This window comes from Microbispora sp. NPDC049125, from assembly GCF_040802045.1.
In the GTDB taxonomy this organism is placed as follows: Bacteria; Actinomycetota; Actinomycetes; order Streptosporangiales; family Streptosporangiaceae; genus Microbispora.
On the sequence record NZ_JBEZDW010000041.1, the window covers coordinates 24,633 to 44,895 of the forward strand.

General features: G+C 70.9%; 20 protein-coding genes. 11 read left to right on the top strand and 9 right to left on the bottom strand.

Features of this window, described 5'->3' with window-relative positions:
• The first annotated feature begins 115 nt into the window (after window positions 1–115).
• Window positions 116–1,012 (top strand): coiled-coil domain-containing protein, encoded by an 897-nt coding sequence (locus AB0B72_RS33560; protein WP_367743373.1) that lies wholly within the window; start codon window positions 116–118, stop codon window positions 1,010–1,012.
• A gap of 81 nt (window positions 1,013–1,093) precedes the next feature.
• Here AB0B72_RS33560 and AB0B72_RS33565 read toward each other — a convergent pair whose 3' ends face one another.
• Window positions 1,094–2,578, bottom strand: coding sequence for an FAD-dependent monooxygenase (locus AB0B72_RS33565; RefSeq protein ID WP_367743374.1), 1,485 nt, complete (start codon window positions 2,576–2,578; stop codon window positions 1,094–1,096).
• Window positions 2,579–2,660: 82 nt separating this feature from the next.
• On the opposite strand from AB0B72_RS33565, the gene AB0B72_RS33570 reads away from it, so the two are divergent.
• Complete coding sequence (locus tag AB0B72_RS33570) at window positions 2,661–3,341, top strand: TetR/AcrR family transcriptional regulator C-terminal domain-containing protein (RefSeq protein ID WP_367743375.1); 681 nt, start codon at window positions 2,661–2,663, stop codon at window positions 3,339–3,341.
• Here the strand turns inward: AB0B72_RS33570 and AB0B72_RS33575 are convergent.
• Both AB0B72_RS33575 and AB0B72_RS33580 read right to left on the bottom strand, forming a co-directional pair.
• Window positions 3,328–3,900, bottom strand: a complete 573-nt coding sequence (locus tag AB0B72_RS33575) for a GNAT family N-acetyltransferase (RefSeq protein WP_367743377.1) — start codon at window positions 3,898–3,900, stop codon at window positions 3,328–3,330. The two genes, AB0B72_RS33570 and AB0B72_RS33575, sit on opposite strands and share 14 nt — an antisense overlap.
• 32 nt (window positions 3,901–3,932) lie before the next feature.
• Window positions 3,933–5,213: a GH1 family beta-glucosidase gene (locus AB0B72_RS33580; protein WP_367743422.1), complete on the bottom strand. Its 1,281-nt coding sequence runs from the start codon at window positions 5,211–5,213 to the stop codon at window positions 3,933–3,935.
• Between the two features lie 73 nt (window positions 5,214–5,286).
• Between AB0B72_RS33580 and AB0B72_RS33585 the strand changes: the two genes are divergently transcribed.
• The 3 genes from AB0B72_RS33585 to AB0B72_RS33595 all read left to right on the top strand — a co-directional run bounded on the left by AB0B72_RS33585 (window position 5,287) and on the right by AB0B72_RS33595 (window position 8,465).
• The gene (locus AB0B72_RS33585) at window positions 5,287–5,937 is read left to right on the top strand and encodes a TetR family transcriptional regulator (RefSeq protein ID WP_367743378.1); all 651 of its coding nucleotides are present in this window, start codon (window positions 5,287–5,289) and stop codon (window positions 5,935–5,937) included.
• 479 nt (window positions 5,938–6,416) lie between these two features.
• Window positions 6,417–7,853: a non-reducing end alpha-L-arabinofuranosidase family hydrolase gene (locus AB0B72_RS33590; RefSeq protein ID WP_367743379.1), complete on the top strand. Its 1,437-nt coding sequence runs from the start codon at window positions 6,417–6,419 to the stop codon at window positions 7,851–7,853.
• Between the two features lie 213 nt (window positions 7,854–8,066).
• Window positions 8,067–8,465 carry a MerR family transcriptional regulator gene (locus AB0B72_RS33595; RefSeq protein ID WP_367743380.1) on the top strand — a complete coding sequence of 133 codons (399 nt, stop codon included), beginning with the start codon at window positions 8,067–8,069 and terminating at the stop codon, window positions 8,463–8,465.
• Here the strand turns inward: AB0B72_RS33595 and AB0B72_RS33600 are convergent, their stop codons facing one another.
• Window positions 8,466–10,394, bottom strand: coding sequence for an ABC transporter ATP-binding protein (locus AB0B72_RS33600; RefSeq protein ID WP_367743381.1), 1,929 nt, complete (start codon window positions 10,392–10,394; stop codon window positions 8,466–8,468).
• Window positions 10,395–10,632: 238 nt separating this feature from the next.
• Here AB0B72_RS33600 and AB0B72_RS33605 point away from each other — a divergent pair, with 238 nt between their 5' ends.
• The 3 genes from AB0B72_RS33605 (at window position 10,633) to AB0B72_RS33615 (ending at window position 13,796) form a co-directional block, all read left to right on the top strand.
• A complete protein-coding gene (locus AB0B72_RS33605; protein WP_367743382.1) occupies window positions 10,633–11,919 on the top strand; it encodes an ABC transporter substrate-binding protein in 1,287 nt (428 codons plus the stop codon).
• Between the two features lie 96 nt (window positions 11,920–12,015).
• Window positions 12,016–12,897 (top strand): carbohydrate ABC transporter permease, encoded by an 882-nt coding sequence (locus tag AB0B72_RS33610; RefSeq protein WP_367743383.1) that lies wholly within the window; start codon window positions 12,016–12,018, stop codon window positions 12,895–12,897.
• 77 nt (window positions 12,898–12,974) lie between these two features.
• Window positions 12,975–13,796 (top strand): carbohydrate ABC transporter permease, encoded by an 822-nt coding sequence (locus AB0B72_RS33615; protein WP_367743423.1) that lies wholly within the window; start codon window positions 12,975–12,977, stop codon window positions 13,794–13,796.
• Between the two features lie 24 nt (window positions 13,797–13,820).
• Here the strand turns inward: AB0B72_RS33615 and AB0B72_RS33620 are convergent, their stop codons facing one another.
• Window positions 13,821–14,885, bottom strand: coding sequence for a LacI family DNA-binding transcriptional regulator (locus AB0B72_RS33620; protein ID WP_367743384.1), 1,065 nt, complete (start codon window positions 14,883–14,885; stop codon window positions 13,821–13,823).
• A 144-nt stretch (window positions 14,886–15,029) separates the two neighbouring features.
• Here AB0B72_RS33620 and AB0B72_RS33625 point away from each other — a divergent pair, with 144 nt between their 5' ends.
• Both AB0B72_RS33625 and AB0B72_RS33630 read left to right on the top strand, forming a co-directional pair.
• Entirely contained in the window at window positions 15,030–16,238 is a 1,209-nt protein-coding gene (locus tag AB0B72_RS33625) for a CynX/NimT family MFS transporter (RefSeq protein ID WP_367743385.1), read from the top strand.
• A 2-nt stretch (window positions 16,239–16,240) separates the two neighbouring features.
• Window positions 16,241–16,948 (top strand): hypothetical protein, encoded by a 708-nt coding sequence (locus AB0B72_RS33630; RefSeq protein WP_367743386.1) that lies wholly within the window; start codon window positions 16,241–16,243, stop codon window positions 16,946–16,948.
• Window positions 16,949–16,978: 30 nt separating this feature from the next.
• On the opposite strand, the gene AB0B72_RS33635 is transcribed toward AB0B72_RS33630, so the two are convergent.
• The 4 genes from AB0B72_RS33635 to AB0B72_RS33650 all read right to left on the bottom strand — a co-directional run bounded on the left by AB0B72_RS33635 (window position 16,979) and on the right by AB0B72_RS33650 (window position 19,097).
• Window positions 16,979–17,287 (bottom strand): Uma2 family endonuclease, encoded by a 309-nt coding sequence (locus AB0B72_RS33635; RefSeq protein ID WP_367743424.1) that lies wholly within the window; start codon window positions 17,285–17,287, stop codon window positions 16,979–16,981.
• Window positions 17,262–17,549, bottom strand: coding sequence for a hypothetical protein (locus tag AB0B72_RS33640; RefSeq protein WP_367743387.1), 288 nt, complete (start codon window positions 17,547–17,549; stop codon window positions 17,262–17,264). The genes AB0B72_RS33635 and AB0B72_RS33640 overlap by 26 nt, the downstream gene beginning before the upstream one ends.
• Before the next feature lie 94 nt (window positions 17,550–17,643).
• The gene (locus AB0B72_RS33645) at window positions 17,644–18,210 is read right to left on the bottom strand and encodes a cysteine dioxygenase family protein (RefSeq protein ID WP_367743388.1); all 567 of its coding nucleotides are present in this window, start codon (window positions 18,208–18,210) and stop codon (window positions 17,644–17,646) included.
• The gene (locus AB0B72_RS33650) at window positions 18,207–19,097 is read right to left on the bottom strand and encodes an amidohydrolase family protein (protein WP_367743389.1); all 891 of its coding nucleotides are present in this window, start codon (window positions 19,095–19,097) and stop codon (window positions 18,207–18,209) included. Before AB0B72_RS33650 ends, AB0B72_RS33645 begins: the two co-directional genes overlap by 4 nt.
• Before the next feature lie 160 nt (window positions 19,098–19,257).
• Here AB0B72_RS33650 and AB0B72_RS33655 point away from each other — a divergent pair, with 160 nt between their 5' ends.
• Complete coding sequence (locus AB0B72_RS33655) at window positions 19,258–20,241, top strand: LacI family DNA-binding transcriptional regulator (RefSeq protein WP_367743391.1); 984 nt, start codon at window positions 19,258–19,260, stop codon at window positions 20,239–20,241.
• The last annotated feature ends 22 nt before the right edge of the window (window positions 20,242–20,263 follow it).

Genomic DNA, 20,263 nt, shown 5'->3' on the forward strand with positions numbered 1-20,263 from the left:
ACCGATAGCGCAAAGTGTGACGTTGTCGGCCATCAGTGCATGGGTTTGTTCTGTTCTGCCCGCACGCGAAAAGATCGTCTCCTATAGTTTCGTGCCGAATATGAGTGGAGGTCGCGTGCGGTCAGGACGCCTGGTCGGGCTCGCGGTGGTCACCGCCGCTCTGCTCGGCGCGCTCGGTGTCCCCGGTGCCTCCGGTGTCGCGGCCGACCCCGACCAGCAGGCCAAACTCCGCAACCTGACGAAGCAGGCCGCCGACCTCGCCAAGGCGTACCGGGGGGAGATCCTCAGCCTGGAGGACGCCCAGAAGGCCGCGAGCAAGGCGTCCAGGAAGGTCGGCAGGCTGAAGACCGACCTGCGCTCGGCCGAGCGGCGGGTCGCCGAGTTCGCCCAGGCGTCGTACATGGGCGTCGGTCTCGACGGGCCGCAGCTCTTCACGACGACGGGCGACCTCGGCACGCTGTCGACGAGCGCGTACCTGTCCAGCGCCCGGTCGGAGCAGCTGATCAACGTCAGATGGCTGGTCGACCAGCAGAAGAAGGCGGCGAAGGACGCCGACGCCGAGATCGACAAGCTGCAGAAGCACATCAAGGACCTTCAGGCCAAGCGCCGCGACGTCGAACGGCGCATGGCCAAGTTCGGCTTCCAGACCCCCGACGCCGGAAGCGGCCTGACCTCGCGCATGGTCACCGTCCGGAACGCGATCATGCAGAACTTCCCGATGCCCTTCGGCGTCGGCTGCCTGCGCGCGGGCGACCCGGGCGAGCACGGCAAGGGCCGGGCCTGCGACTTCATGATGAGCAGCGGCGGGCGCATGCCGGACGTGGTGGCCAAGGAGCGGGGCGACGCCCTGGCCAAGTGGTGCATCGACAACGCCGACCAGTACGGGATCATGTACATCATCTGGCAGCAGCGGTTCTACGACATGCGCACCGGCACGGGCTGGCGGACGATGTCCGACCGCGGCGGCATCACGGCCAACCACTACGACCACGTCCACGTGTCGGTGCTGTGAAGCCGATCACGCCGAGCCCGATCACGCCGAGCCCGATCACGCCGAGCCCGATCACGCCGAGCCCGATCACGCCGAGCCCGGTCACGCCGCGGGCAGCCTGAGCAGGCGGGACAGCACCTCCGGGAGGTCGCCGGGAGTGGTCCCCCGCCAGGCCACGATCCCGTCGGGGCGCACCAGCAGCGGCCCGTACGGCCAGCCGTCGATCAGCCGAGTGCTCAGGGGAGTGCTCAGGTCGGCGCCCGCCGCCTCCCACGCGGTGTCCTGCGCGCCGGCCAGCACGGTGAAGCGGGACTCCACCAGGTCGAGCGAGGACACGCCGTCGGCGACCCACATGTGCGGGACCCGCGAGCCGACCGACCCGTCGAGGTCCAGGGCCACGTCCTCGGTCGACGGCAGGTCCCGTACGTCGGCGCCGTACCGGTATCCCACGTGCGCGACCAGGGCGTTGACCGCGCCCACCTTGGCCCGCTCGGCCGCCATGGCGGGGCTGCGGTCCCAGTGCAGGCGCGGGTCGCGCAGGCGCAGGAGGGCCTGCTCCATGGTCATGGCGGCGACCGGCCGCCGTTCCTCGTCGTAGGTGCCGAGCAGCGCGGGGCCCGCCTCGCCGCGTAGCACGTAGGCCAGCTTCCACGCCAGGTTGTGGGCGTCGGCCACCCCGGTGTTCAGGCCGAACGCCCCCAGCGGCGGCACCACGTGCGCGGCGTCCCCGGCCAGGAAGACCCGGCCCACGCTGAAGCGGTCGGCGACCTGGGCGCGCACCCGCCAGGGCAGCACGCTGACGATCTCGACCTCCAGCCCGGGGTCGCCGGCCGCCGTCCGGATCAGGTCCGCCGCGCGGGCGGGGTCGGAGCCGGTGTGGAACACCCACTCCTTGTCGCCGTCGATCGTCACGAGCGTTCCCCGGGCGTCCGGATGGGTGATGTCGCAGACCGCGAAGGCGGTGTCGCCGATGATGCGCCGCAGGTCGGCGCGGAACAGAATGTTGTTGGTGACCGGCCCGAGGACGCCGGGACCGGACACCCCGACGCCGAGCGCGGGCCGCACCGCGCCGCGCACTCCGTCGGCCGCCACCAGATAGCGGGTGCGCGCTGTCCACTCGCCCTCCGGCCCGTTCAGCACGACGGTGACGCCCTCGGCGTCCTGCTCGAACGACACCAGCTCGGTGCCGTAGGAGACCGTCGCCCCGCGCTCGCGGGCGGCGGCGAGCAGCACGCCGTCGAGCCGGTTCTGCGGGCACGTGCCGCGCAGCCGCGCGGGGGTGAGGGCCGGCGCGGGGTAGACCTGCGCGCTCGGGGTCATCGAGGTGAAGTCGGCCTCCGTGAGCGTCTTCACCGAGATCTTGCCGAGCGACGCCCCCATCGCGTCGATGGCGACGGCGTCGACGGCGTCCGCGAGGCCCACCTCGCGCAGGAACTCCACCGTCCGCATGCCCACTCCGGTGGCCCTCGGGTGCGCCTGCGGCCCGGCCTGGCGCTCGGCGACCAGCGCGTGGACGCCGTGGTGAGCCAGGAAGACCGCGGCGCTCAGCCCCACAGTGCCGCCGCCGGCGATCAGAACGTCATGCATGATTCCCTCCGTGGGAACAGTGTGCCCGAATATGGGAACACTGTACCCAGAATCGTATGATGGGCGCCAGAGGAGGCCGTCGATGTCACTGGTGTGGAGCCGCGAGCCGTACAGCCCCAAGAGGCATGCGATGAGCGTCGAGCGGGTGGCCGGCGCGGCCGTCGCCATCGCCGACGCGGAGGGGCTCGACGCCCTGTCGATGCGCAGGGTCGCCGCCGAGCTGGGCTCGGGCACGACCTCGCTGTACCGCTACGTCAGGAACCGCGACGAGCTGCTCGACCTCATGGTCGACGCGGTCAGGGGTGAGGAGGCGCCGCTGCGCCTCTCCGGCGACTGGCGGTCCGATCTGGCGGCGGTCGCGCACGGGCAGCGAGCGCTGATGTTGCGTCACCCTTGGCTCGGCTCGCTGCTCGGGACCCGCCCCGCGCTCGGGCCCAACTCGCTGCGCCGGATGGACGACGCGCTGGCCGCCGCGGCGGAGCTCACCTCGGACGCCACGCGGGCGGCCAACGTCATCGGGCTGATCCGCGACTACGTGCTCGGCGCCGTGTCGAGGGAGCTCGCCGAGCTTGAGGCGCAGCGCCGCACCGGCCTGAGCATGGAGGAGTGGCGCGCGGGCGTGGCGCCGTACATCCGTGAGATCGTCGCGGGCGGCGCCTACCCGCATCTGGCCAAGCGGATCGTGGAGGCGCGCGACCTGAGCTTCGCCGAGCAGTTCGCCTACGGCCTCGACCGCGTCCTCGACGGGATCAGCGGGGAGTGAGCCCTTCCGGCGCGGGGGCCGAGCCCTTCGCGGATCGCCACGTGTCGGCGAGCAGCGCGAAGATCACCTCGTCGAGGAACTCGCCGTTCACCCACGCGGCGCGCCGCAGCGTCCCCTCCTGGGTGAACCCGGCACGGGTGGCCGCGCCGATCATCGCCGCGTTGTCGGCGAGCGTTTCGAGCTGCAGCCGTTGCAGGCCGAGCACCGCGAAGCCGTAGTCGCACAGCACGCGGACGACGTCCACGCCGAGCCCGCGTCCGCGGAACGCCGGCCGGAGCGAGATGCCGAGATGCGCGCTCCTGTTGTGCGTGTCGATGTCCCACAACAGCGCCTCCCCCGCCAGCTCGTCGTCTTCGAGTGACACGACGGAGAAGGGCGCGGCGTCATCGCGGGGATCGGTGATCGCGTAGGGAGACGCCGCCGAGCCGGGCGAGGTGGGGCGCCAGGGCCGCGTGTCGGATCGCGACCGCGTGGCGACGTCGTCGTGAAGCTCGGAGTGCAGCACCGGGACATCGGACTCGTGCCGGGCCCGGAGCCCGACCTTGCTTCCTCGCAGCATGCGCCGTGTCTACCCCACCGGCTCCAGCGGGATCAACTCAATTGTCCGAGCATGCCCTTCAGCCAGTGGTAGGACGCCTTCGGAGTGCGTTCCTGGGTCTCGAAGTCGACGTGCACCAGGCCGAACCGCTGGTGGTAGCCCTCGGCCCACTCGAAGTTGTCGAGCAGCGACCAGACGAAGTAGCCGCGGACGTCCACGCCTCGCGCGCGCCGCATCGCCTCGATGTGACCGTTGAGGTAGGTGATGCGCTCCTGGTCGTCGATCCCGTCGTACGAGCAGCCGTTCTCGGTCACGTAGACGGGCGGCAGCGCCGTGCCGTACGTCGCCTTGAGTGACTCCAGCAGCTCGCGCAGCCCGTCGGGGACCACCGGCCAGCCGAAGGCGGTCGTGGGGTAGCCGGTGACGCCCGCGTCGTGGAACGGCAGGCCGCCGGCTCCCGGCCCGGCGATCCGGGTGGGGTTGTAGTAGTTCACGCCGAGCCCGTCGAGGGGCTGGGCGATCGTCTCCAGATCGCCGTCGCGGACGAAGCCCCAGTCCTCCAGCCCGTACGCCGACATGTCCGGGTAGGTGCCGAGGAGGACGGGGTCGTTGAACAACCGGTTGTGCAGCGCGTCGTAGGCCGCGGCGGCGGCGAGGTCCTCGGGCGAGTCCGAGGCGGGCCACACGGGCGTGCAGTTGTTGGTGATCAGCACGGTCCGCGCGCCGGCCGCCCGCAGCGCCCGCACGGCGAGACCGTGCCCGAGGAGCTGGTGATGAGCCACCGGCAGCGCGTCGAGGAAGAGCGTCCGCCCCGGCGCGTGGACGCCCAGGCCGTATCCGAAGGTCATGTGGACGAACGGCTCGTTGAGGGTGATCCATGTGCCGACCCGGTCGGCCAGCCGCTCGGCGACCAGGGCGGCGTAGTCGGCGAAATACGCCGCTGTGTCGCGGTTCATCCAGCCGCCCTCGTCCTCCAGGGCCTGCGGCAGGTCCCAGTGGAACAGCGTGGGCACCGGGACGACGCCGATGTCGCAGAGCGCGTCGACCAGCCGGTCGTAGAAGTCGAGCCCCGCCTGGTTGGCCGGCCCCCGGCCGGACGGCTGGACGCGGGGCCACGCGACGGAGAACCGGTAGGCGTTCAGGCCCGCCCCGGAGATCAGCGCCACATCCTCCGGCCAGCGGTGATAGTGGTCGCAGGCGACGTCGCCGGTGTGGCCGTCACGGACCCGGCCCGGCTCGTGGGAGAAGGTGTCCCAGATCGAGGGCCCTCGGCCGCCTTCGTGTACGGCCCCCTCGATCTGGTAGGACGCGGTGGCCGTACCCCAGAGGAACATCGCGCCGCCTCCATTGCTCATGAGTGGTGCTCATGTTAACGCGGGGGCCGTCACGGGGGTGGAGAATGTCGGAATGACGAACGTCACTGGGGGAACGTTACGACGACGGCCCGCTCAGCGCCGCAGCCAGGAACGGGTCGAGCGGATGCTCGACGAGTGCGCGCGGCTTCTCGACGAGGTCGGTTACGAGGGGCTGACCACCAAGGAGGTCGCCCGGCGGGCGGAGGTTCCGATCGGGACCTTCTATCAGTTCTTCACCGACAAGCAGACCCTGGTCCGCGCGCTCGCGCTGCGCAATCTGGACGCGTTCCTCGACCGGATGGCCACCCGGCTCGCCGACGAGCCGCTGTCCGGCTGGATCGGGGCGGTCGACCTCGGCATCGACGAGTTCGTCCGCATGAAGCGGACCACGCCGGGCTTCGGCGTCGTCGACTTCGGCGAGGTGCTGGCCGCCCCCGGCGGCCCCGCCCTCCCCGGCACCCAGCGGATGCTCGACACCGCCCTGGAGAACAACGTGGTCGTCGCCGACCACCTGCGGTCCCTCACCGTCGAGCTGCTGGGGGTCTCCCCGGACCCCGATCTGTCCCGGGCCTTCCTCGTGGCGGTCGAGGCGGCCGACGCCGTGCTCAAGCTCGCGTTCCGCGTCCACCCCGAAGGCGACCCCGGCCTGATCGCCGAGTGCAAGCGCCTCGTACGGCGCTATCTGTCCGACCACCTCGGGTAGTTCCTCGCGGGCCGAGGGGCCCGAACCGGCCACGGCGGGCCAAGGTGGATGAATGTTTCATCAAGCCCGAATCGGCGGAAATGCGTACACCGCCGATGAGCGCCTCCAGGGAGGACTTCCGGCGGACGGCCGGACTGGGGGAATCTTGACAGGCGGTCCGCCGGTCGTATGTGCTTCTGCACACCGCCGCCTCACATCAGTGGACTCAGCTACGTTGGCGAATCGATTCGCGCTCATTGGGACGACCCGCTGCCGAGTGACCCTCTCGTGCTGTTCCGCGATCGGGGCAGTCCGGTCCTCGGTGCTCGTCGGCTCAGAGCGCACTGTCTCCTGCCTTCTCCGACCCCCGCGGTTCTCCGAGCGCGGCTGTCTCCGCCACGCCCTATCCCCCAAGGAGTACGACAATGCAGCCTTCATCCGTTCCCCCATCGGGTCCCTTACGGGGCCGCGCGACACGTGGGTGGCGCTCTCGGACGGGCGTGGTCGCGTCTGTTGTGACGGCGCTGGCGACCGTCGTCGCCACCGCCCTGACGTGGTCGGCACCGGCCTCGGCGGCGACCGCGCCGCTCGTGGGCGTGGGATCGGGGCGGTGCCTGGATGTCAGCGGCAACTCCCAGGCCAACGGCGCGCTGACGCAGATCTGGGACTGTAACGGGGCGGCCAACCAGCAGTGGACCTCCACCAGCGCCGGTGAGCTGCGCGTCTACGGCAACAAGTGCCTGGACGTCAACGGCGCCGGCACCGCCGACGGCACCACGGTGCTGATCTGGGACTGCAACGGGCAGAACAACCAGAAGTGGCGCCTCAACTCCGACGGCAGCGTCACGGCGGTGGGCGCCAACAAGTGCCTGGACGTGTCCGGGGCCGCCACCGCCAACGGCAGCAAGGTGCAGATCTGGACCTGCCACAGCGGCACCAACCAGCGCTGGACCTACAACGGAAGCCAGCCCAGCCCCTCGCCGACCCCGACCGGATCGCCGAGTCCGTCGGTGACGCCGACCGGCACGTGCCCTCTTCCGTCGTCGTACCGGTGGACCTCGACGGGCGCGCTGGCGACTCCGAAGTCCGGGTGGGTCTCGCTGAAGGACTTCACCAACGTCGTCTACAACGGCAAGCACCTGGTCTACGCCACGACGCACGACTTCGGGTCGAGCTGGGGGTCGATGAACTTCGGCCTGTTCACCAACTGGTCGGACATGGCCTCCGCTCCGCAGACCAAGATGAACTCGGGCACGGTGGCGCCGACGTTGTTCTACTTCGCTCCGAAGAACATTTGGGTGCTGACCTACCAGTGGGGCGGGACCGCCTTCTCCTACCGGACCTCCAGCGACCCCACCAACGCCAACGGCTGGTCGGCGGCGCAGACCCTGTCGACCGCGAGTGGCACCGGTGCCGGCACCGGGCCGATCGACCAGACGATCATCGGTGACGGCCAGAACATGTACCTGTTCTTCGCCGGGGACAACGGCAAGATCTACCGGCAGATCATGCCGATCGGCAACTTCCCCGGCAGCTTCGGGTCCAGCTACACGCAGATCATGAGCGACACGACGAACAACCTGTTCGAAGGCGTCGAGGTCTACAAGGTCCAGGGCCAGAACCAGTACCTCATGCTGGTGGAGTCGATCGGCTCGCAGGGCCGTTACTTCCGCTCCTACACGGCCACCAGCCTGGGCGGGTCGTGGACGCCGCAGGCCACCAGCGAGAGCAACCCCTTCGCCGGCAAGGCCAACAGCGGCGCCACCTGGACCAACGACATCAGCCATGGCGACCTGGTCCGCAACAACCCCGACCAGACCAAGACCGTGGACGCCTGCAACCTGCAGCTGCTCTACCAGGGCCGCAGCCCCAGCTCCAACGGCGTGGACTACGGCCTCCTGCCCTATCGGCCGGGTGTGCTGACACTCCAGCGCTGACGGTGTGACGCGGGTCCATCTCGGGTGGTCCTGACGCACGGCGATCAGGACCGGGTGGATCTGGAGCGGGCGGGCTCGGCGCAAGGCCGAGCCCGCCCTTGTCATGGAGCCCGCCCTTGTCGTGTTTGTTGTGGAGAGAGCCCGGCATCCCGCCGTCCGGGGGGCGGCGGCGGCATGGTACGGCCCTCAAGCGCGCTGTGCGAATATCGACGGGTGGTCGTTTACACACCGGGTCAGGTGGCCGAGGAGACGGGGTTCAGCCTCGACACCCTTCGTTACTACGAGCGCATCGGGCTGCTGGAGCCGATCGGGCGCAACGCGTCAGGTCAGCGGCGGTTCACCGAGGAGGATGTCGGCTGGCTCGGCATGATCCGCTGCCTGCGGGACACGGGCATGCCGATAGCCGAGATGCTGCGCTTCGCCGAGCTCACCCGGGAGGGCGAGCACACCATCCGGGAGCGGATCGCGCTGCTCGCCGCGCATGACCGGAAGGTCGAGGCGCAGGTCGCGGACCTCCGGCGCAAGCATGAGGCGATCCAGCGCAAGATCCAGTATTACAAGGACGTGCTGTTCATCCCCGACTCGGTGTGCGATCGGGAGCGGGCGTCCTGATCAGACGGTCCGGTACGCCCGGGCCTGCAGGCTGTAGAGCTCGGCGTAGAGGCCGTCGAGGGCCATCAGCTGGTCGTGCGTGCCGTGCTCCAGCACGCGGCCGTGGTCCAGCACGTAGATCCGGTCGGCGTAGCGCACGCTGGCCAGCCGGTGCGTGATGAGCAGCACGGTGCGTCCGTCGGCGTGGCGCCGGATCCGCTCGAAGAGCGCGTGCTCGGCCCGGGCGTCGAGCGCGGCCGTGGGCTCGTCGCAGATCAGCAGCGGTGCGTCGCGGTAGAAGCCGCGCGCCACCGCGATCCGCTGCCACTGGCCGCCCGACAGCTCCTGCCCGTCCTTGAAGCGGCGGTCCAGCAGGGTGCGGTAGCCGTGCGGAAGCTCGGCGATGACCTGGTCGGCGCCGGCGACCTCGGCGGCCTGGACCACCGCGTCCTCGCCTTTCTCCATGCCCATCGTGATGTTGTGCCGGGCCGTCAGGGGCCAACGGGTGTGATCCTGCGCGATGACCGCGATCCTGCTCCTGAGCCGGTGGGGGTCGACTTCGGCGAGGTCGGTGCCGTCCCACAGCACACGTCCGGTGTCGGGGTCGTACAGGGCGGCGAGGATCTTGGCGAGCGTGGTCTTGCCCGACCCGTTCTCCCCGACGAGGGCGACGACCTCGCCGCGGTCGATGTGGATCGACACCCCCCGCAGGGCCGGGGTGGCCGACGCCGGGTAGGAGAACGTGACGTCCTCCACGGTGACGCGGTCGAAGCCGCCGGGCGCCTCGCGGATCCGCCGGGCGGGGGTCCGCGCCTCGGCCTGCGTGGCGAAGTCGAGGTAGTCGGTGAAGTAGAGCCCCTGCTCGTACAGCCTGTTGGTGGCGTACATCAGGTTCGCGAGTGACATTTGGCCCGACCGGATGGCGAGCACCGCGGTGCCCGCCACCGCGAGCGGCACCGCCCCAGCGGCCAGGAGCAGCCCGAGCGCCACGTAGACGGCGCCCTGGCCGATGCCGCCCAGCGCCTCGCCGACGATGCGGGCCAGGGTCTGCCGCCGGGCGAGGTCGAGCATCATCCGCTGCTCGGAACGGGCGACGCGGTCGAACAGCCGCAGGAGGAAGCCGCGCATGGTGAACGTGCGGACCTCGGCCGCCGTGTCCTTGTCCGCCAGCAGCTCCTCGATGATCCACTTGCGCCGCCGCTGGGGGATCAGCAGCAGGTCGGTCGTGTATCTCATGCGTGCTGAGCGGATCGCCGCCCAGGCGTCGGGGACGACGGCCAGCAGGAGCAGTGGCAGCAGCACGGGGTGGAGGACGCCGAGCACCCCGGCCGCCGCGACGATGCCCACCAGGCCGGTGAGCGTGTCGACGGCGGTCTGGACCACCATGTCGGCCATCTGCATGCCGCGCTGCCGCGCGCGCTGGAGGGCGTCGTGGAACTGCGGGTCGTCGAAGCAGATCAGGTCGACCTGGCTGGTCAGGCCGAACAGCCGCTCCTCGCTGATGCGCAGGACCTGCGGGCCGAGCCGGGACTGCGCCCACCCGGCGCCGGCCTGGAGAGCCGTGCGGATCGCGGCCGCCGCGCCCACCAGGAGCAGGCTCGGCAGCGCGGCCCGGATGCGGTCGGGCGTCGGCCCCGACTCGAACAGGGCGGTCAGCACCCCCGTCGTGGCCAGCAGCCCGAAGGCCGTGAAGAACCCGCCGAGGACGCTCAGCGCGACGGTGGCCACCGTGTCGCGCGGGCTCGCCTGCCATGCCATCGCGAGGGCCTGGCGGATCAGCCGGGGCAGCCGGCGCGCCACGGTCAGGAACCCCAGGCCCGCCATCGTCCCCGTGTGGCGGGCCCACCCCGGGGACTCCACCTCCGCGAGAGTGGGGATGTCGTCCGCGTGGTCGCCCAGGCTCCGCGACTCCTCTGTTCCCTCGAAACCCTCTTCCGAGATGGCCGCCATAGGAGCAGTGTGAACGCGGCCACCGACATTTCCCAGGCAATATCGCCGGGGTGTTCTCGTACGCGGAGCGGGGCGCCGGCGCCCGTGGACTCGGGCGTCCAGCGTATGCAGAGACGTTATCCGGACAAACTTGACGCCGAGCCGCCGGAAGTGGGTTGATTGGGCCCTGCTGACAACGTTGTCAGCGACGTGGTCGGGGGCCCGGTTATCCACGGGAAACTTTGAAGGGAATGTTGTGATGAGACGACGGTTGATGGCGGCCGTCGCGGTCTCCGTGGCAGGTCTGCTCAGCTTGTCCGCCTGCGGAAGCGGCGACGAGCAGGCGAGCGGAAGCAGCCAGGCCGCGCAGAAGAAGGTCGAGGTCTTCTCGTGGTGGACGGGCCCCGGAGAGGCCGACGGCCTCCAGGCGATGCGCAAGATCTTCGAGACGAATAACAAGAACTTCACGTTCTTCGACGCGGCGGTCGCCGGCGGCTCCGGTGACCAGGCCCGCGCGCTGCTGTCGAGCAAGCTCCAGGCGAACCAGCCCCCGGACACGTTCCAGGGCCACGCGGGCGCCGAGCTTCAGGGCTACATCAAGTCCGGCAAGCTGGAGTCCCTGAACTTCCTGTTCGACGAGCTCAAGCTGAAGGACGTCATGCCTCAGCAGCTCATCGACCAGATCTCCGTGCAGGGCCAGGTCTACTCGGTGCCGGTGAACATCCACCGCTCCAACATGCTGTGGTTCAACCCGGCGGTCGTCAAGGAGGCCGGCATCTCGGCCCCGCCCAAGACGATCGACGAGTTCATCGCCGACCTCGAGAAGGTGAAGAAGGCCGGGAAGATCCCGATCTCCATCGGCTCGCAGTGGACCCTGGTGCACCTGCTGGAGAGCGTCCTGTGCGGCTCCCTCGGCACCGACGCGTACAACCAGCTCTGGACGGCGAACGCCGACTGGTCCGGCCCCGCCATGACCAAGGCGCTGGAGAACTTCAAGACGATCCTGGGCTACGCGGGCACGCCGCAGGACGACTGGCAGCCGGCGGCCAAGCAGGTCGCCGACGGTGAGGCCGCCTACAACATCATGGGCGACTGGGCCTTCGGCTACTTCCGGAACCCGGCTCCGGGCGGCATCGGCAAGACCTCCCACAAGGACTTCGAGTGGGCCGCGTCCCCAGGCACGGACGGCACGTTCATGTGGTTGTCCGACAGCTTCACCCTGCCGAAGGGCGCCCCGAACCGCGACGGCGCCGTCGCGTGGCTGAAGGTGGCCGCCAGCAAGGAGGGCCAGGACGCCTTCAACCCGCTGAAGGGTTCCATCCCATCCCGCACGGACGTGGACAAGAGCCTGTACAAGGACTATCTGGCCTGGGACCTGGACCAGTGGGCCAAGGACAAGCTCGCCGGCTCGATCCAGCACGGCGTCGTGGTCAACGACGCCTGGCGTACCGCGATCACCGACGCGGTGGGCCTGTTCCAGCAGGACAAGGACGTGGCCAAGTTCCAGCAGGCGCTGGTGAGCGCCGCGAAGTCCAGCGGTCAGTAAGTTGATCTTCTGTACGGCCCACGCCGCGATCACTCCCGGGCGGCGCCCGGTGCGGCGTGGGCCGTACATGACTTGTGAGAGGTGCAAGTGACGCGGGTGCGCAGATGGCTCCCAGGACTGCTCCTGGTGACGCCGTCGATCATCCTCATCGCCGTCTTCGTGTACGGGCTGCTGGGATGGAACTTCAAGCTCGCGATGACGGACAAGCACGACGAGATCCCCGAGATCGCCGGGAAGTTCGTCGGCCTGGAGAACTTCACCGGCATCTGGAGCCAGGAACGCTGGACGATCTCCGTCCGGCACTCGATCGTCTTCACCGTCGTCTTCGTCCTCGGCGCGCTCGCCCTCGGATGGTTCCTCGCGTTCCTGATGGAGAAGGGGATGAGGGGAGAGAGCGGGTTCCGGGCGGTCTACCTCTTCCCGATGGCGATCTCCTTCATCGCCACCGGAGTGGTGTGGCGCTGGCTGATGAACAGCGGCACCGGCGAGCACGCGGTGGGCCTGAACCGGCTCTTCCACTACCTGGGGCTGGACTTCCTGCAGTGGCAGTGGTTCCGCGACCCCGACTGGGGGATGGCCGCGATGGCGGTCCCCGCCATCTGGCAGATGTCCGGCTACGTCATGGCGCTGTTCCTCGCCGGATTCCGCGGCGTCCCCGAGGACCTCCGGGAGGCCGCCAGGGTGGACGGCTGCACCGAGTGGGGCGTCTACCGGCATGTCGTGCTGCCGCTGCTGCGGCCGGTGACGCTGTCGGCGCTGATCATCCTCGGGCACATCTCGCTCAAGGTCTTCGACCTGGTCGTCGCCGTGTCGGGCAAGCAGATCATCACCGACGTGCCCGCCACCTTCATGTGGACGGCCGTCTTCGACTCGCACGACCCGGCCAAGGGCGCCACGATCGCCTCCTACATCGTCCTGTCCGTCGTGATCTTCGTCGTGCCGTACCTCGTCTGGAACGCGCGCAGGGGGAACCGCTGATGACCGCGCACGTCGCCGGCAAGCCGCGCCACGCCGCCCCCGCGCCCCCGGCGCCTCCCCGCGACCGGGCGGCGGTGATGCGGCGGGTGCGGCTCGCCCTGCTCATCCTGTTCGTTCTGATCTTCCTGATCCCGGTGTACGTGCTGCTGGTGATCAGCTTCAAACCGCTCGCCGAGGCCGATCCCGGGCAGGCGTGGAACCTCCCGAAGGTCTGGACGACCGAGGCCTGGAGCGTCGCCTGGGAGAAGCTCGAGCCCGGCATCGTCAACAGCTTCCTGCTCGCGATCCCCGGATCGCTCATCTCCGCCGCGCTCGGCTCGATGAACGGCTACGTGTTGTCCAAGTGGCGCTTCCCCGGCGCCGACCTGGTGTTCACGCTGTTCCTGTTCGGCATGTTCATCCCGTACCAGGGCGTGATGATCCCGCTGGTGCAGCTCATGGTGAACCTGGGCGACGGCCTCGGCATCGACCTGTACGGCGGGATCCCGGGACTGACCCTCGCCCACGTGGTGTACGGCATCCCGATCTGCACGCTGATCTTCCGGAACTACTACGTCACGATTCCCGACGAGCTGATCGAGGCGTCCCGGGTCGACGGCGCGGGAATGCTGCGCACGTTCCGGTCGATCGTGCTGCCGGTCTCCGGCCCGGCGTTCGCCGTGGTCATCATCTGGCAGTTCACCTCGATGTGGAACGACTTCCTCTTCGCGGTCTTCCTCACGGGGCCGACGTCATGGCCGACCACGGTCATGCTGAACAACATCGCGGGCGCCGTGACCACGCCGTACAGCCAGCAGATGGCCGCCGCTATCCTCGCGTCGCTCCCGACGATGATCGTCTATCTGCTGCTCGGCAGGTTCTTCATGCGCGGCCTCATGGCGGGCGCGCTCAAGGGCTGACGGCCCCTGGCGGGGTGGAGCATGTCACGCGGGAGCGCGGCGAAGGGCCGGCGGTCGCTCGCCCGAGCCCCGGGCGACGATCCGCGTGGGCAGCTCCACCCGCCGGGCCGGGCCGTCGTGCCCCGACAGACGCCGGAACAGCATCTCGGCCGCGGTCCGGCCGATCCGCCCCGGGTCCTGCGCCACGACCGTGATCCCCAGCAGGTCGGCCAGCTCGAAGTCGTCGAACCCGACGAGGGCCAGGCCCTCCAGGTCCGGCGTGTGGACGCCGGCCCGCCGGGGGCCGGAGGAGATCGCGATGAGGGCGCGTACGGTCTCCACGGTGATCCGCCCGTTGCCGGTGAACAGCGCGGTCGGCGGGTGCGGGCCGGTCAGCAGGGGGCGGAGGACGGCTCTCAGCCGCTCCGGCTCCGCCGGGCCCATCGTCACCAGCTTCTCGTCGTACGGCAGGCCGGCGGAGACCAGCGCCCTTCGGTAGCCGCGCAGCCGCTCGTTCGCGGTGAAGATGGCGGGGGAGTCGCCTACGAAGGCGATCCGGCGGTGGCCGTGAGCGATGAGGTGGGCGACCCCGGCCTCGGCGCCGCCCAAGTTGTCGGACACCACCGTGTCGGCGTCGAACCCGCCGGGCGGCCGGTCGGCGAAGACCACCGCGATCCCCGCGTCGGCCTCGGGGACGAGATAGTCGTGGTCGCCGCCGGCGGGCACGATGATCAGCCCGTCGACGCGCCGGGCGCAGAAGGCGAGCACGAGCTCGCGCTCCCTCGCGGGATCCTCCCGGGAGGATCCGGTGAACAGCAGGTGGCCGTGGTGGAGCGCCACATCCTCGACGGCCCGGCTGAGCCCCGAGTAGAACCCGTCGGCCACGTCCTCGATCACCAGGCCGATGCTGGCGGTGCGGCCCTGCCGGAGGGTGCGCGCGCCGTCGTTGCGGCGGTAGCCGAGGCGGTCGATCGCCGCCTGGACGCGCTGCGCCGTCGCGGCGTTGACCCCGGCCTCGTTGTTGACGACGCGGGAGACGGTCTTCAGAGCCACCCCCGCGGCGGCCGCGACGTCGTTCATGGTCGGACGGCCGTTTCTCGTCTCTCCCACGCTCGGATCATCTCTTATTTCAGGAGCGGTGACAACGTTGTCAAATAGTACGGAAGTGGGGGATTGTGTGGACATCGCGGTCTCCCGGGCCTCCGAAGAACGGCACCCCCGGAAGGGGCCTGAGCGCCTCAGTAGGGTGCAGGGATGATGCGGAAGATCGGCGGGAAGCGGGGTCTGGTGCTCCTTGTGGCGGGGTTCCTCCTGGCCGCCCTGAACCTCAGGCCCGCGCTGGCGGGGGTGTCGCCGCTGCTGCCCGCCATCATGGAGGATCTCGGGCTGAGTGCCGCGGAGGGCGGCGCCGTCACCACGGTCATGGTCCTCTGCCTCGGCCTGCTCGGCCCTCTCGCGCCCGCGCTCGCCACCCGGCTCGGGCTCGACCGCACGCTGCTCGTGGCGCTCCTGCTGCTCGCCGCCGGCGTCGCCCTGCGCAGCGCCGCGGGCTCGCCCGCCCTGTACGCCGGAGCCGCCCTGGCCGGGACCGCCGTCGCCGTCATGAACGTCGCCATGCCCGGCATCGTCAAGCAGCACTTCCCGGCCAGGATCGGCATGGCCACCGGCGTCTACGTCTCCGTCATGGTGGGCGGGGCCGCCCTCGCGTCGGCGGTGATGGTCCCCCTCGCAGAAAGGACCGGCTGGCGGGCGGCGGCCGCCTCACCGGCCCTGCTCGCTGTGGCGGGCGCGGCGCTGTGGGCCCCTCAGGCGCTGCGGGCCCGGCGGTCAGGCCCGGCTCCCGGCCACCGGCCGTACCTGACCCTGCTGCGCGGCAGGACGACCTGGTTCGTGATGGCGTTCATGGGTCTCCAATCCCTCACCTTCTACGTGATGCTGGCCTGGCTGCCGACGATCTTCCAGGCCGCCGGGCTCCGGGCCGACCAGGCCGGATACCTGCTCGGCCTGACCAACTTGGCCCAGATCGCGGCGACCCTCACCATGCCGCTGCACGCGGGCCGCTCGCCCTCCCAGGTCCCGCACGTCGTGGTGGCGGCGCTGCTCACCATGGCCGGGTACGCCGGCGTCCTGCTCGCGCCGGCGACCCTGCCGTGGTTGTGGATGGTGGTGCTGGGGCTCGGCCAGGGCGCCTCGATCGCCCTCGCGCTGCTGATCATCACGTTGCGGGCGCCGGATCCGGCCTCCGTGACGGCGCTGTCGGCCGTCGCCCAGTCGAGCGGCTACGTGCTCGCCGGGCTCGGCCCGCTCGCCATCGGGCTGATCCACCAGCTCTCGGGAGGCTGGACGCTTCCCCTGCTCACCGGGCTGGGAGCCTGCGTCCTCCAGCTCGGGGCGGGCGTGGTCGCCGCCCGTCCCACCACGGGGCGCGTGCCCGCCGTCACGCGGGACGATCTACGCTCGTAGCCATGCCCCTCGACGCCCTGACCTCGCACCTCACCGGCCTCGCCCGGGAGCGCGGCGGTGTGCTGGGGGTGGTCCCCGGCCTCGTGACCGAGCCCGGCCCCGGCTGGATCCCCGCGCCGGATCTTGCGCGGGAGCCGTACGACGGGCTGCTGGCCCTGGTGGACGAGACCGCGGAGCGGTGGGGAGCGCCGCGGCACGTGGCGGCGGCGCTGCTGTGGAAGACGTACGGATACTGGCACACGCTGCCGATGGCGCTCGGGTGGGCCCTCGGGCGGCGGGTGCCGCTGATGCGCTTCGGCGACACGCTCGTGAGGTCCTCGGAGGCGGGGGTGACCGTCGCCGCCCGGACGGTGACGGTGGCGGTCCTGCCGGGCGACCCGCTGGCCGGCGCCCCGGGCACGGTCGTGACCGCCGACCTGGGCGCGGCCATCCGGGAGGCGCTCCTCGACGGCCAGCGGCCGCTGATCAGGGCACTCGGCGCGCTTACCAGGGTGGGCGAGCGCACGCTGTGGGGCTCCACCGCCGAGGGAGTGGTGCATCCGCTGCTGAGATCCGGCTCGTACGACGAGGCGGCCCGGCTCCTCAAGGAGATCGGGGAGCCGGTGGAGGGCCTGGTGGTCCCGGACGGATCCGGCTACCGCCGCCGCACCTGCTGCCTGTGGATCACGCTGCCGGCGGCCGATCCCTGCGCGAGCTGCTGCGTCGCCTGAACGCGGCAGTCGCCTGAACGCGGCAGTCGTCTAACGCGGCAGCAGGTGGAGGTCGATGTCGATGGGGAACGGCTGGTCGACGGTCATCCGGGAGTGATGGACCCCGGTCACCTGGTAGGCCCCGCCGGCGGAGTCGAGCGCGTAGGAGTAGACGAACGGCCGGTTCGCGGTGTTCTCCACCCGCCAGAAGTAGGGGATCCCGGCGGCGGCGTAGTGCCGCGGCTTCAGCTCCCGGTCGGGGAGCTCCGACTCGGGGGAGACGACCTCGATGACGAGCCGCACCTCGTCCGCCCAGAAGCAGGACCGGTCGTCGTCAGCCGCCGCGAGGTCGTCGACCAGGGCGACGTCGGCGCAGGTGCGGCGGCGCGCCGAGCATGACGTCCATGCGGGTCACCGCGATGACGTCGCCGGGCGCCTGGGCGTTGAGGGCGGTGCGCAGGCCGTACAGCAGGCGCTCGTGGAAGCGCCTCTGGGGTGCTGTCGAGACGAGGATCCCGTCGACCAGCTCGGCCTGCGGGCGGACGTCCGGCCCGCCGGGGGCGCGCCGGAGTCCACGTTCCTCTGACGGCGGGTAGGGCCAGTCATCGAGCACGCTTGTCATGAGTCCAAGCGTAGCGCCGCTCTGTCACCCAACGTGTTCGTTGCACTACTTCGCCGGACCGGGCCGGCCGTATCGGCCCGGCCCGGCGGCGCGTCTACGCCGGGTCGACCGGGCGCAGCTCGTCGGCGTAGCTGACGGAAAGGCGGCGCATCATCCCGTCGTCGGCGATGGAGTACTGCCCCATGCGCCACAGCGGCGGTGAGTAGGCGTGGATCGAGACCGTGCCCGGCTCCTCGCCCGTCAGCCGGTGGATGTGATCCGGGCCGAAAGAGAGCGATTGGCCCTCGGTCACGGTGGTCTCCAGGTGCTCCCCGCCGATCCGGGGGTTGGACTCCTTCAGCTCGCCGGTCACCACCCGCACCGCTCCCGACGAGATGTCGTGGTCGTGCCACCCGGTGTCGTCACCCGGCCGCCAGCACAGCAGCCACACGTCCACGTACGCGTCCCGGTAGAGCGAGGCGTAGTGACGGCCGCCGTCCTCGGCGCCGCTGAAGTTCAGGTGGCCGTCCCACAGCTCGGGCCGGGCGGCCAGCTCCTCCACCAGCGCGCACAGCTCCCGCCGGTCCAGCGCCCGGGCCGGGAGCCCTTGGAACGGCGCCTCCGCCGGAAGGCTCTCGAAGGGAGCACAGGTGGCGGCGACCTGGATGGTGGAGGTGCTCATTGCTGCGGCTCCTTTCGTGACAGCAAGCGGCCGGCGTTGGCCGAATGGATGGCGTGGCGGGCGGCGTCCCCGAGGTCCGGCGACGGCGCTTCGGCGTACGGCTGGTCCGAGCCGGTGACGACGACGTCGATGCCGAGCTCACGGATCACCGCGTCGATGGCCCGGGGGCCGTAGGAGGAGGTCTCGACGAACAGGCCGGGGTCCACGAGCCCCCGGCCGGAGCCGCCCCGGTTGATCTGGCGCTCCGAGTGGAGCGGAGCCAGGCCGGCGAGGAGCGCGAAGCACACCTTGAGCCGGGGATGCCGGGGGCGGCCGAAGGCCTGGAACGCGTACCAGGCGGCGTGCATCTGCTGCACGTACGGGACGACCGCGGCCCACCAGCGGGGGCCCGTCGCGCCGGCGGCGGGCCCCGGGTGGACGAACAGCGGAAGGCCGCGCGCCTCCAGCACGTCGAGCAAGGGGGCGGCACGGCCCAGGCCGGCCTCGTCCTGGAGGGCCGTCGCGGGGAGCTGGAGCCCGGAGAAGCCCTCGTCCAGCGTGCGCGCGAGCCGTACCGGATCGGCGTCGGTGACGGGGGCGGCGGCCCACGCACCGAACGGCGCCGGGAGCTCCAGGGCGCCCTCGTGGTAGGCGTCGACCAGCGGCCACGCCTCCTCGGGCGGGAGGTGCTCGACGCCGAGCGGGCTCGACAGCGACACGAGGGCGAGGTCCAGGTGGGCGTTGCGCTTGCGCCGGGCGTCGACGTCGTGGTCGGCGGGGTCCACCTCGTACGGCGCCTCGCCGTCCAGCGTCAGCGTCCACCCGTCGAGCAGCGGCGGACGGGTGCGGCGGCGCAGCGCCGCGAGGAACGAGGGCGTCCACAGGTGCTGGTGTACGTCGACGCTCATCGTTCCCCCTTCCAAAGCTGTATTCCCTACTGATAATACATGTAATACGAAGCGTCGGCGGACGTCAAGCGCGTGAAGCGATTCACTGATCCGTTTCAGTGAAACGCTTCACCTCTTGCGGTGTCAAGACGGAGAGCGCCGTCCGGAATAGGCTGACCTGGTGGCCCAGCGCAAGCGTGCGACGATCCGCGAGGTGGCTCAGGCCACCGGCCTGAGCCCGGCGGCGGTCAGCTATGCCCTCCGCGGCCTGCACGTCTCGGCCGAGACCGTCCAGCGCGTACGGCGGGCGGCCGCCGAGCTGGGATACGAGGCGCATCCGATCGCCAGGGCGCTCGCGAGCGGCCGCACCGGGATGATCGGGCTGCTCTGCGGCTCGCTGGAGGACCTCTGGCAGCAGTCGCTGGCCGTCGGCATCGGGCGCGCCCTGCGGGACAAGGACCGCTACGCCCTCATCCTCGACGCGGCCGGCAACCCCGCGCGTGAGCGGACGCTGGCCCTCCAACTGCGGGACCAGCGGGTCGACGCGCTGATCGTCCAGCCGGTCGACCCCGCCGCCCTCTTCTGGGGCGATCTCGCCGAGGGCCTGCCGATCGTGGCGATCGGCGACGCGCTCAGCGGGGGGCGCGGCGCCGCGGAGGTGGTCTTCGACAACCGGAGCGGGGTCACGATGGCCCTGCAGTACCTGCGCGACCGGGGGCACCGGCACGTGGCCGTGCTCACCCCGACCCGCTCCAGCACGCCGGACCGGCCCGCCGACGTGCACGTCATCGCGGAGGGGCGGCGGCTCGGCCTGGAGATCGCGGTGCGCACGTCGGGGCAGGGCGTCTCCGAGGCGGCGCAGGTCGCGGAGGAGTTCCTGGCAGGCGCCGACCGGCCGGCCGCGGTGTTCTGCTTCTCAGACTCCATCGCGTACGGCGTCTACAAGGCGGCGGCCCGGCTCGGGCTGTCGATTCCCGGGGACGTGGCCGTCATGGGGTACGACGACCACCCGATGTCGGAGCTGCTCGGGCTGACCACGGTGAACTGGGACATCGACGGCATCGTCCGCGAGGCAGTGCGGCTGGTCGTCGCCGCCTCGGACGGCACCCTCCGCAGGCGCCGCATCGTCCAGGCCCCCGCCCTGCGGGAACGCCGCTCTGTCTGACGCCCGCCGGCCGGGGGCCGGC